This window comes from Arthrobacter sp. B2I5, assembly GCF_030816735.1.
Classification (GTDB): domain Bacteria; phylum Actinomycetota; class Actinomycetes; order Actinomycetales; family Micrococcaceae; genus Arthrobacter.
The window spans coordinates 1636735-1648802 of sequence record NZ_JAUSYF010000001.1; the positions used below are offsets into that span (position 1 = coordinate 1636735).

Sequence of the window (12068 nt, forward strand, 5' to 3'; positions counted from 1 at the left end):
CTTTTCATGAAATTCAAACTTCGTGGCTACCAGGCAAAGGCCCAGCGCCAGATTCTTGAGGACATCGGAGATGCCTTCAACCGGTACAGGGCCAGTGACGGTGAGCGAGTAACGGCGGTTCAGCTCACTGCCCCTACGGGGTCCGGCAAGACGGTTATCGCTGCTGCGGTGATCGAGGCTGCCCTATTCGGATCAGAAGATGCTCTAGGTCAGCCTGATCTGACTTTCTTGTGGGTTTCAGATGACCGTTCGCTGAACGAGCAGACCTCACGGAAGTTTCTGACCGCTTCCGACAAGATTTCGCATGGCAGCTTGGAGATCATTGAACCGAGCTTTGATCAAGAGGTGCTCGATCCAGGCAAGGTCTACTTTCTCAATATTCAGAAGCTCAACTCAACCGGCCGTCTCGTAAAAGAAGGCGGAGATAAGCGTCAGCATTCCTTCTGGTCGACGCTGACCAACACTATCCGGACCCGACCGGACAAATTGGTCATCATGATCGACGAAGCTCACGTGGGCATGAAGACTGATAATACGCGCGACACGATCGTGTCCAGGATTATTGGTGGCGCGCGGACTGGTCGGCCCGCGGCGCCGGTTATCGTGGGCATCACCGCGACGCCACGCCGCTTTGAAAAGGCCATGGACGCCATAGACCGCCGCGTCATGGCCACCAAGATTGCGGTTGAAGAAGTACAGGATTCGGGCCTACTCAAAGACGGGCTGGTCCTTTCATCACCTGAGCAATCGGGTGCGACGTTCAATGAGTCGGCTTTGCTTCGCCACGCAGTCGCGACGACCGTGAAGTACGAAGAGTTATGGCGAGACTACTCCGAAGCCGCGAATGAGCCTCATGTGCTGCCTGCACTGGTTGTCCAGATTGCCAACACTTCCAACGACGCCGAGATGGCTGAGATCGTGGCTCCGATTGTGACCACGATTCTTGAGGCGTGGCCAGGACTCCGCACGGTAAACATTGCCCATACGCTTACTGACCACAAAACTTTGATGGCCGGGCCTCACAGCATCGCGTACTCCAATCCTGAGGATATTCAGGATGACCACGACATTCGTGTAGTGCTGTGTAAGCAGGCAATCACCACTGGCTGGGACTGCCCGAGGGCAGAAGTCATGATTTCCTATCGCAAGGTGGATGATCCGGACGCCATCACGCAGATTGTTGGACGCATGCTCCGGACCCCATTGGCACGGAGGATTGAGAAAAACGAGACGCTCAACTACGTCCACTGCTTCCTGCCTCGCTTCAACAAGGCCGGCGTTCAGCAAATCGCTGACCGGTTGAGACTGGGGGATGACAGCTTCCGCCAGGAGTGGGTGCATCCCCAGGGAAGCGATAGCGAGACGGTAGAAGATGAGATGTTGCCTCTCTTCCCGTCTACCGAGGAGACACTGGCTGGAACCACACTGGCTAAGCGCGCGACGACAGTAAACACTGGACTCCAGGAAGAGCGCATCCGCCAGCAGATAGCCGCAGAGCAGACAACGCCCATCTTGGACAATGAGGGCGAGGTGATTCCTCCGGTGCCTCAGGTTCCGGTAGAGATCCAAGAGGAACTCATCGTCATCGATGCTGACGCAGACAAGGACGAATCTAAGGGACCGACTGGCATGAGTGTTTTCACTCGCGAAGCCGTGACCCTGACACATAACCCGTCAGTTGACAGCAAGGTTTTCGAGACCATGCTGTCCCTGCCTTCTTATGTCATTCCTGGTGTTCAATACCGCTCCCAGGTGGACAGGCTGAAAAGCTTTGCAACGCTTATCACTGGCGGCGGCACAAACACCATCCTCCAGGGTGCCTCGAAGATGGCTAATGAACGACTGATGGCCGTTCTTCGTGAGGCCCGCTGGCAGTTGGATGCCAGCGGCAAGTTTGCCGATGAAGAAACCAGACTTGCCCACTTCTTGATTGAGAACCAGGTGACGACGCTGTTTGAGGGCGGACAGGCTCTGGACATTGATGCTCAGGAGGAAGTTGAAATTGACTCCAAGGGCGTTGAACACTTGTTTGCCCAGGCTGGCCGGCGCATTGGTAAGTCCATGGCTGACGGCTACCTCAACGAACGCCTGAGCGAAGATGGCGATGTCTACACGGCGATGATGTCTGTGGCTGTCGTGGCTCATATGCCAAGCGTCAAGGACAAGCTGGAGAAGGTGGCTAACGAAACCATCCTTGAATGGTTCAAGGACTTCCAGACAGAGATCAACAAGTCCCCGGCCGCATTGAAGGCTCAGCTGGACGAGATCCGGTCGGAGGCGACGGAGCCAGAGCCTACTGTCGTGTCCCTGCCCGCCAATAAGCCGTTCCCCGTGGCTGAGGTGGTGTGGCCGAAGCACTTGCTGTCATCGGCTACAGGGGACTATCCAGTGAAACTCAACGAGTGGGAGATTCACGTGTTGAACTCCGAACTCAACGACGATCGCTGCATCGCCTGGTACCGTAACCCGAACTCTGGGTCGGCCTCGCTGACTGTCCCTTATGTGATGAACGGGAAGCACAAGGGCATGGCTCCAGACTTCGTGTTCTTCCACGAAACACAGGACGGCATCGTCGCGTCGATCCTCGACCCTCATGCCCAGAGCCTTAGTGACTCGGTACCAAAGCTGAAGGGGCTTGCAAAGTACGCCAAGGATCACGGTGACCAGTACCAGCGGATTGAATCGATCATCAAGATCAATGAAGTCTTTTACGCCTTGAACATGAAAGACAGGGCAGTCCAGGAAGCAGTTGAGGGTTACCGTGAGGCTCGGCCTGAGGCCTTATACCTTGAGTACGCGGGGAAGTACTAAGGCATTGTCTGAAGAGAGACGCAACAGTGACGTCCCACGGTCGGCACCACCTCTGAGGCGTCTGGTTAGTGGGGTTATGAGCTTGCGTCTGCCCTTTTCGAAAAGCTCCTCAAGTGAGCCGCTACTTCCAGTGGAGCAAATGAAGCTCGTGCACTCAGAAGTAGACCGGCAAAGAACTGCCGTCAATGCCCGGATGGGAAACATGCACACGCGTGCCGCCATCCTGGTTACCGCTTCCGGCGTCTACAGCACTGTTCAAGCCAACAACTGGACTACGGGCTGGCAATTCATAGGCATCGTCCTTTCGATCGCTGCTGCTGTGATCGGTCTCGTGTCGATGCGCCCCTCAAAGGGCACCGATGCAAACGCCACACTGTCGTTCCATGAAAGGTTGAGTGCGGACCCGTACAGCACCGAGTACAGCATCGTTGAAGACAGTATGGACGGACTTACAGACGATCTGGAGCGTATTGAAAAGGCCGCCAAGTTGATTGTTTGGGGTTATGGGATACTTGTTGCAGCTTGGCTAGCGATGCCGGTCACTGTGGCTCTCATGAGCGCACACATCATTTAGAGAGTTGGTTTGGTGGGAAAAGAAGAATCACCGCGCTACAATCCTGAGCCTCCGACCAGGATTCCGCGCACTACGATGGCGATGTCAAAGTCTAATGAACGAGAGCTGTCGCACAAGGGAACCGGTGGCGGTTCTACTTTCAGCGAGAGCAGGGGCGGTTCCAAGGGAACCCCACCTCCGGCACCCAAGAAGAAGTAGTTCAACCGCAGACAGCAGATGACCGCACCAGTTGAAGGTGCGGTCATCTGTGCTTTATTTGGCGAACAGTTCCTGTGCAAGCCAGGTGGTGCCCAAGGTAACGCCCATTACGACAACAAACGCGATGCCCATCCATGTAAACGCCTTCCAGACTGGACCGTCGGAGTTTCTTTCAAGCGGGTCAAATACGAACTTGTTGAATAATGCCATCGAGGCGATGAAGCCGACGATGCCACCGGTTACTCCAATGCAATAGTTCCAAACTCCTGCTGGCACCTGCTGATATGTTCTTGTCACTACTTGAGCCACAAACAGGACGATAATTCCCGCTGTAGCCGCGACTGTGACATCCCTCCTCCTAGTATTTGGTTGAGCCATTACTTCTTTCCTTTCTTGTTTGTTTTTATCGGACAATAACAATATACCCTATGGCACTGACAATATAGGGCTAATTTGAGGTGTTTTGCTTTTAATTTTAGACTATTTATGAGTAAATAGTGGCAATATGGCAGCTCAACCATTGCAAAACAATTTAGTCCATGGTGATCATCGTCGTATTTCTGTCGATGATTTTAGGACGTCAACTTGCGGATGGAAGTCAGAGCGCGAGTTTGTCGACTTTCTGGAGGTGAACCTAGCGCAGTTCGCGGAAGAGGAGCTCGGGGCCTCGTACCTCTCGCACGTTCGCGAGTGGTATCTAACTGATCTCAAACCATTCGGTGCCAACAAGCCGCGCATTGATCTGATGGTAAGGCTCAAAGATGGCCGCCGTATCGGCATAGAGTGCAAACGCCCAACTGGATCATTCTCAGACATCTCCCGAAGCATCTCCCAGCTCCTCTCCTACTCAGTGATCGCTAATCAAAACAATGCTCATATGGACCAGCTATACCTCCTGACGACCCAGTACGATGAGGTGCTATACCAGGTAATCACCAAGTACGAGCTGCCGATCAAGGTCATTGTCTTCTCAAGGGACCAGCGGGCGGTGATGGCGTAATGGCTAGGCCCACCAAATACAAGAAGCTCTTCTGCAAGTCGATCATCGAATACTTCGACCAGCCGCTCACGTATCAGGAAGAAGAGACAAAGTACTACAAGGGCGAGCCATACCCCGTGACTAGGACTGTGGTAACTGAGCTGCCGACCTTTGAGCGATTCGCTTCTTCCATCGGCGTCACCATGTCGACTATGTGGGAGTGGAAGCAGTCTCACGAGGAGTTTTCGAATGCGTACAGTCAGGCCCAACAGCTGCAAGAGCAGATGATCGTCGGGAACGCCATGGCAGGTCGCTATGTTGGCTCTTTTGCGCAGTTCTATCTGAAGAACAAACATCAGTACGTCGAGCAGTCCCAGATTGACCATACGACTGATGGCAAACCAATGACAGCCTTGGTGGAGATCGTCCGTAGTGGGGACCAACCAAGTACGGATTAAGTTCCTCGAAGAATACGAGGAGCTCTTCAACGAGACCTGGCGCAACATCGTCTTCTACGGTGGCCGTGGCTCGGGTAAGTCCCAGCACGTCGCTCTGGCGCTGATACTTCGTGGCCGGCAGAAGAAGCTCCGCATCCTTTGTACGCGCGAGCTGCAGAACACGATCGGTGATTCTGTCCACAAGCTACTTTCCGACATCATCAACAACAACGGCTTCACCGACTACGAGATCACCGATAAGACCATCCGGAACAAGATCACTGGCACCGAGTTCATCTTCAAGGGTTTGCGGCACAACTCCACGGAGATCAAGTCCATGGAAGGCATCGACATTGTGTGGTGCGAGGAATCTCAAAGCCTCAGCGAGTCCAGCCTGGACGTCTTGGTCCCTACTATCCGTAAGCCAGGCAGTCAGCTGATCTTCACCTTCAACCGCATGAATGACCTCGACCCGGTCTATGTCCGGTACGTTCGCACGGAACGTCAGCGTACCTACGTCGCCAGGGTGAACTACGACGTTCTGGACCGAGCCGGCCTCTTCCCCGATGAGCTGCGCGAAGAGATGGAGGCGGATAAAGCCACCTCTCTCAGTCTCTATGCCCACGTGTGGTTAGGCGAACCTCGTTCCCAAGCGGACAACGCGATTATTAGTCGCGATTCAGTGCTTATGGCTATGGAGCGAAAGCTGGATGACGAAGGTGCTTTAGAAGTCGGGGTCGACGTGGCCAGGATGGGCAATGACCGAACTGTCTTCATGATGCGCCGCGGTCACAAGAAGATTGGCGAACAGGTCCACAGCAAGCTACGCACGGATGAAGTCGCGGATCAGTTGGAAGTGTTCGTCAACTTCGACAAGACGATCATCATCAAGATCGACGACACGGGCGTCGGTGGGGGAGTGACTGACCAGATGATCCGGCGCGGTTACCGGGTCGTGCCTCTCAACTTCAATGACGCGGCCAACGACCCGGACAGATACCCGAACATGATCAGCGAGGGCTGGTTCCACTTGGCCCAGCTTATGGATCAGATACAGCTCGACTTAGACGAAGATCTGCTCATGGAGCTCACCACCAGGCAGTGGAAGATGGACACCAAAGGGCGACGAGCCGTGGAAGGCAAGGGCGACTATAAGAAGCGCGGCTTTAGATCTCCGGATAAGGCTGATGCCCTGATCATGTGCTTTTACAATGTCATGCCCGGAGATTTTCAATATCAGCGAGATGACGATACGGATTCCGGCTTTGGAACGATTACTTCAGGCTTGTTAAGTAATAAGTTCTAGTTTAATCTGAAGACAGATGGCAAGCCAGTCAAACAAGAAAATATTGACTTCTTCAGAAATCGGAGACACCGGGGTCCAGATTTTCAATGGCGTCATTACCGGCGAAGAATACAACCGGAATCTGACTGGCTACCGCGGCCTCCTTGTCTGGGATGAAATGCGCCGCTCCGATGCAACAGTCGGCGCCTCCCTCCGTGCAGTGAAGCTGCCGATCAAGTCCACCAAGTTCTTCATGAAGCCGGCAACGGATGACGATCTCGATGTTGAGATCAGCGACTTCGTCCACTGGAACCTTTTCGAGCGCCTGAAGTGGTCACAAATCCTGGGCGAGATCCTGACGCACCTGGAGTTTGGCTTCTCGGTGCACGAGATGGTCTTTGGCGTTGAGTCCGTTGATGGTGTCGACCGTGTGGTGCTCACAAAGCTAGCCTTCAGGAAGCAGACCAGCCTTGTTAGTTGGCAAGCAGACGACAACACCCCTGGCATCACCTTCAGGAAGTCCGACGGCAAGATGGTCCCGATCCCATTGGAAAAGATCGTGGTCTTCACCAACGAGCAAGAGGGCGACAATTATGCGGGCCGCAGCATCCTTCGTACGGCCTATAAACACTGGTTCTACGTTGACAAGTACTACCAAATTGATGCAGTCGGACATGAACGGCACTCACTCGGTGTCGTCAAGATCAAGTACCCCTCAACCGCTACTGATACTCAGCGCGCGGCAGCTCAGAACGCTGCTCGTAACCTCCGTGCCAATGAAGAGGCATACATCGAGGAGCCCAACGGCTGGGACATCAACTTCATGGACATGCAGGGGAATAGCCTCAAGGACATCCAGCCATCCATTGACCGACATGATCGCCAGATAACCAAGAACGTCCTGGCTCAATTCCTGGAGATCGGCGCTGCTGGAGGAAGCGGCACGCGGTCCACCAGCGAGGATCACCACGAGCTGTTCAACCAGTCGGTTCAAGCGGTTCTCGACTACGTCAAAGACACCATGGGTTACGTGGTCAAGACGCTGGTCGACCTCAACTACAACGTGGACACCTACCCGACCGTTGCCTCCGGCGCTGTTGACCAGAAGAACATCACGGTACTGGCCGATGCCTTTGCCAAGTTCAACGACGCAGGACTAATCACTCCTAGTGATGAAGACGAGGCCCACGTCCGCAACCTCCTTGGCTTCCCGGAGATGAGCCCGGATGGACCTCGCCCTTCGAGGTCGGCAGCCACGACACCAAAAGACAAGGCTTCAGCTGAGGCAATCACTGCAGCACGTAAGGAGACCCGCCGCATAGAAGCGCAGATTAGCTCCAAAGATGTCCCGGGGCTCTACGACGATCTTGGCATCGACCCAAGCAATCTCGGCTGCATCATGATGGACACTGAGACTCTGAACGTGATGACGCATCTGCCTGCTGATTTTGAAGCGGACCTGATTCAATCGACCAAGCCAAGTGACCACGCTATGGGTGCGGTGGCGGAGACTGAGGCGCACGTGACACTGCTCTATGGGCTCCTAGAGAACGGCAACCTTTGGAAAGACAAGGTTGATGCGGTACTCAAAGGGTGGTCCCTGGATTCAGTCACGATCGCAGACGTTGACTACTTCGATGTTGGGGATAGCTTCGCTGTCATAGCCCACATCGAGAAGACGCCTGAACTCATTGACGGCCACGAGCGCCTCACCCTATTGCCTCATATTCAAACCTTCAGCGAGTACAAGCCCCATCTGACCCTGGCCTACGTCTCGAAGGACGCAGACATCGATGACTGGGTGGACTATTTGGGAACCGCCTTCAACGGTAAGACCCTGAAGACAGCGGGCATTAACTACGGCGATCTGCCAGACGCTGATGGCAGCCCCAAGGAGGCCAGCGCACTGAAGAACCTGGCGACGAAAGTATCAGCATCACTTACGAGGCTCCTCTATGGCAACAAGAGCAGAGCTGCTTAAGGCTCGTGAAGAGCTGCACGTAGCTATCCACGCCTCGGAGGAATGGCAGGACGGCTACAAAGCAAGCCCGGATACCTTCAGGCGACTACTTGAGCTTGAGGCGTCGTTAGAAACGGCAGTAGGGGAGTATCTGCACGAGCTGTCCGATCGGGCGGTCAAGTATGTGGACTGGTCCCGCTTACCGGAGCCCATCAAAGCTGATGCCGGCCCTGTCGCCAACAACGATGATCCTGTCTGGAATCAAGAGCAGGTCCTTCTAACCGCCGCCACGATCGAACTGATCACCGAACTCATCGCTACTGGTGCAATCGCGGGCGAGTATCTCTACGGCATCCATATGGGCTTTAGCTCGCTTGACGACGCGATCATGCAGGCCGCCAGGCTCTACACCGCCCAGATGGTCAAGGGCATTACTGAAACCACCAGGAAGCTGATCCGCGAGTCAGTGGCAAAGAGCATCGCGTTGGGAGAAGACGCCCAGAAAGCCACAGCCAGGCTGAGGACCGTGATCGACAATCCAGTTCGTGCCGACCTTATTGCTCAGACCGAACCAGTGAATGCCTATCAGACTGGTCTCAGGCACTATGCCTCCGCCACAGGCGCAAAGAAAAAGACCTGGGACGGGCTACGAGGGGCCTGCCAGCTATGTACTCCGCTAATAGGTAAGACGATCGACATTGATGAGCTTTTCACCACTCCTAATGGGGCAGAACTAGATCATCCAGCAGCACACCCACGCTGTCGTTGTTCGTTAGTCTACATTTATTGATTGACTTTTAGGCCAACATATAAGACGTTATAGATAGATATGAAAGCATTCCACAACTTAATAAAAATCAATGCCGACAAACAAGGCAACGCACCTAAAACTATCGAGTTGCTTCGAACCGGTACTTGGCAGACACCTTGGCACGGCGAGTTTGAGATCACTCCCGAAGACATCCAGCAGTTCGTAATCAACGCAGATAAGGGAACTGGCCTCGTAGAAGCTGATCCAAAAGTCCCCCTCAACTACGGTCATGAGTCCTGGGACAAGGCAGCCGGATGGATTCCAAAGCTATACGCGAGCGAAGACGGCAACGCCCTTCTGGGAGATCCAGAGTGGACTCCCGCTGCTGCGCAGGCAATCAAAGACGGGGAGTGGAAATACATCTCTCCCGAGTTCAATCCCCGCAGCTGGCCGTGGGAAGACCCGGAGCAGGAATACAACTTTGTCAGCAACGTGCTGACCGGCGCAGCCCTCACAAACATCCCACTATTCAAGAAACTGAAGCCAATCACGGCGTCGCGTGTGCCTAACCGCAAGGTCAAGGCTGATGCCGCTGGCAACAGTGATAAACGTAATCAAGGAGAACACATGACGTTAGAAGAAATTCGCGCCAAGCAAGTAGCCGACCTGAACGACGAAGAGAAAGCGTTCCTGGCCGAGCACAAAGCCGAACTGACAGCTGAAGAGCTGACGACATTCGGACTAGAAGCTGAAACCCCAGAGACTCCCGAAACACCGGAAGTACCTGAAGTTCCAGAGACACCAGAAGTACCCGAGACACCAGAAGCTCCAGAAAAGCCGACAGGCGTCGAAGCAAGCGCTATCAATGGCATCACAGCAGAAGAACTAGCTCAGCTACGTGCTGACGCAGCTGCCGGCCGCGAAGCCCAGCAGAAACTCGCTCGCACCGAGGCAGAGACCATCATCAACGCCAGCGTCAAAGCCGGGCAGATCAAGAGTGGTGAAAGCGAACGAGCCGTCAACCTGCTCCTCGCATCCCGCGGTGAACAACGCGCTGAACTAGAAGCCTTCATCAAAGGCCTGCCAGTGAACGCCTCTATCGATAAGGAGATCGGTGACACCGGCACAGACGTTGCGACCGGTGCCCGCGAAGAGCTGAACGCCAAGGTCGCAGCAAAGATCAAGGCAAGCGCGGCTGAAGGAAAAAGGATGAGCTACTACGACGCGCAGGCTCAGATCCTTGCAGAAGATGCAGCGCTCAAGGCCCGTGTAGAAAACGAAAATAAGGAGAACCAGTAATGGCAACAGTACAACCAGGCGAACGATATACAGCCCTGACAGGAGCAGACCTGCGCGGCAAGCGATATCACATTGTGAAATTTGATTCTAACTGCAACATCGTGCTGGCTTCAGCTGGCTCTGACACACTCATTGGCGTTCTGGACTATGAACCACGAACAGCTGTTGACAGCGTAGATGTCGTGCTTGCTAACGGCGCCGGCACCTTCAAAGTAAAGACAGCAACCAACCTGGCAGCAGGCGTATTGATCACTGCTAACGCAAACGGTCAGGCGGTCCTCGCTACTACCGGACAGAAAGTCATCGGTCGAACACTTCGAGCAAGCGTGGCAGGTGAAATCGCTGAATACTACAAACTAGACACAGTGGCTTAGGACGCTGATAAAAACTAATAGGAACAACTGAATATGGCAAACGCACCACAATATATCGACCAAGGCCTTACCAACGTTGCGAACGCTTACGTCAATGCTGACACTAGCTTCATCGCCAACTTGCTCATGCCGACCGTACCGGTCAAAACTCGAACCTTCCTGGTTCCACAGATCAACTTCAATTTGCAGCTTCCAACAAACAGCCTGCGCACTGGTGGATCACTCGCGAAAAGCGTCAGCTACACGACTGAATTCAAACCAGCTAACCCACTGCTTGAGCACTCTCTGTCAGACCAGGTCTACGCAGATGACTACAACCAGACAGATGACCCATTCAAGCCTGAGAGCGACGCTGTCGAGAACATCATGCACAAGATGCAGCTGATCGACGAGGCGGAAATGGCCAAGACGGTTACTAACACCTCGATCATCACCAACAACCGCACGCTCAGTGGCACAGCTCAGTGGAATGACTCAGCATCGAACCCAATCGCTGACATCCTGACGGGCATCAAGGCCCGCGCCTTCCGTCAGTTCAACACCATTGCAATGGGTTACGAGACGTTCTTCGCGATCGCTACTCACCCGTCAGTGCTCGACATCTACAAGTACGCCGTCGGTGGCACCGTTACTTCTGATCAGGTCCTCAACCTCTTCCGCCCGTACGGCATCACGAACCTGCTGATCGGTGACGCTCGCTATGACACCTCTGTAGAGGGACTGGCACAGACGTTCGCACCTATCTGGGGCAAAGACGTTGTCCTGGCTTACGTCACACCACGCCCAGGCCTCAAGGAAATCAACGGTGGCTACAAGTTCCAGCTCGACGGCGGACGATTCGTCACCCGTGAAGAGAAGAAGAACCCACTCCTCACTGAGGTTGTCGCCCACGACTACTACAACTACCAAATCTTAATGCCTGAAGCGTTCTACGTAATCAAGAACGCTGTCGCGTAAGGAGCTGAATGATGGCAAAACTACTCGTACTTAACCCGATCACCCACAACGACAAAGACTACAAGGTAGGCGACAAATTTGAGGGGAGCGAAGAAGTCGTTGCCTCCCTCATCGCCGCCGGCGCTCTCGAAGATCCAGACCGTGAAAAGACGGTCCAAGAATCAAGCGAGCTAGCTGATGCTCAGGCCCAGGCCGAGAAGATCGTCAAGGACGCAGAGGCTAAGGCAGCTGACACAGCCGCCGCAGCTGAGAAAGTTCTAGCTGATGCTCAGGCCCAGGCCGAGAAGATCGTCAAGGACGCAGAGGCAGCCGCTAAGAAGGCTCCAGCAACTCAGAGCGACACCAAGACCAAATAGGAACTGGAACGTCACAGAGCACACGAGAGCGCCCAATGCGGGCGCTCTTCGTAATTGCCGGACCCGTAGAGGGAATGGCAGCAGGCA

12 protein-coding genes are annotated in these 12068 nt (G+C 54.3%); 11 read left to right on the forward strand and 1 reads right to left on the reverse strand.

Going from position 1 to position 12068, the window contains the following annotated elements:
• Positions 1-6: 6 nt before the first annotated feature.
• Together QFZ60_RS07835 and QFZ60_RS07840 are read left to right on the forward strand one after the other, a co-directional pair.
• A complete protein-coding gene (locus tag QFZ60_RS07835) occupies positions 7-2811 on the forward strand; it encodes a DEAD/DEAH box helicase (protein ID WP_307089539.1) in 2805 nt (934 codons plus the stop codon).
• A gap of 139 nt (positions 2812-2950) precedes the next feature.
• Positions 2951-3385, forward strand: coding sequence for a hypothetical protein (locus QFZ60_RS07840; protein WP_307089541.1), 435 nt, complete (start codon positions 2951-2953; stop codon positions 3383-3385).
• Positions 3386-3637: 252 nt separating this feature from the next.
• Here the strand turns inward: QFZ60_RS07840 and QFZ60_RS07845 are convergent, their stop codons facing one another.
• Positions 3638-3961 carry a hypothetical protein gene (locus QFZ60_RS07845; protein WP_307089543.1) on the reverse strand — a complete coding sequence of 108 codons (324 nt, stop codon included), beginning with the start codon at positions 3959-3961 and terminating at the stop codon, positions 3638-3640.
• Between the two features lie 127 nt (positions 3962-4088).
• Here QFZ60_RS07845 and QFZ60_RS07850 point away from each other — a divergent pair, with 127 nt between their 5' ends.
• From QFZ60_RS07850 to QFZ60_RS07890, 9 genes are read left to right on the forward strand one after another with little or no spacing between them, the layout of a single operon-like run.
• Complete coding sequence (locus tag QFZ60_RS07850; protein ID WP_307089547.1) at positions 4089-4583, forward strand: hypothetical protein; 495 nt, start codon at positions 4089-4091, stop codon at positions 4581-4583.
• The gene (locus QFZ60_RS07855; protein ID WP_307089549.1) at positions 4583-5020 is read left to right on the forward strand and encodes a terminase small subunit; all 438 of its coding nucleotides are present in this window, start codon (positions 4583-4585) and stop codon (positions 5018-5020) included. The genes QFZ60_RS07850 and QFZ60_RS07855 overlap by 1 nt, the downstream gene beginning before the upstream one ends.
• Positions 4995-6305, forward strand: coding sequence for a PBSX family phage terminase large subunit (locus QFZ60_RS07860; RefSeq protein WP_307089550.1), 1311 nt, complete (start codon positions 4995-4997; stop codon positions 6303-6305). Before QFZ60_RS07855 ends, QFZ60_RS07860 begins: the two co-directional genes overlap by 26 nt.
• A 16-nt stretch (positions 6306-6321) precedes the next feature.
• Positions 6322-8265: a DUF935 family protein gene (locus tag QFZ60_RS07865; RefSeq protein WP_307089551.1), complete on the forward strand. Its 1944-nt coding sequence runs from the start codon at positions 6322-6324 to the stop codon at positions 8263-8265.
• Positions 8240-9034, forward strand: a complete 795-nt coding sequence (locus tag QFZ60_RS07870) for a phage minor head protein (protein ID WP_307089552.1) — start codon at positions 8240-8242, stop codon at positions 9032-9034. Before QFZ60_RS07865 ends, QFZ60_RS07870 begins: the two co-directional genes overlap by 26 nt.
• Positions 9035-9073: 39 nt before the next feature.
• Positions 9074-10294: a phage protease gene (locus QFZ60_RS07875; RefSeq protein WP_307089553.1), complete on the forward strand. Its 1221-nt coding sequence runs from the start codon at positions 9074-9076 to the stop codon at positions 10292-10294.
• A complete protein-coding gene (locus QFZ60_RS07880; protein ID WP_307089554.1) occupies positions 10294-10668 on the forward strand; it encodes a hypothetical protein in 375 nt (124 codons plus the stop codon). The genes QFZ60_RS07875 and QFZ60_RS07880 overlap by 1 nt, the downstream gene beginning before the upstream one ends.
• Positions 10669-10701: 33 nt before the next feature.
• Positions 10702-11625: a hypothetical protein gene (locus QFZ60_RS07885; RefSeq protein ID WP_307089555.1), complete on the forward strand. Its 924-nt coding sequence runs from the start codon at positions 10702-10704 to the stop codon at positions 11623-11625.
• Positions 11626-11633: 8 nt separating this feature from the next.
• Positions 11634-11981: a hypothetical protein gene (locus QFZ60_RS07890; RefSeq protein ID WP_307089556.1), complete on the forward strand. Its 348-nt coding sequence runs from the start codon at positions 11634-11636 to the stop codon at positions 11979-11981.
• Positions 11982-12068 lie beyond the last annotated feature (87 nt).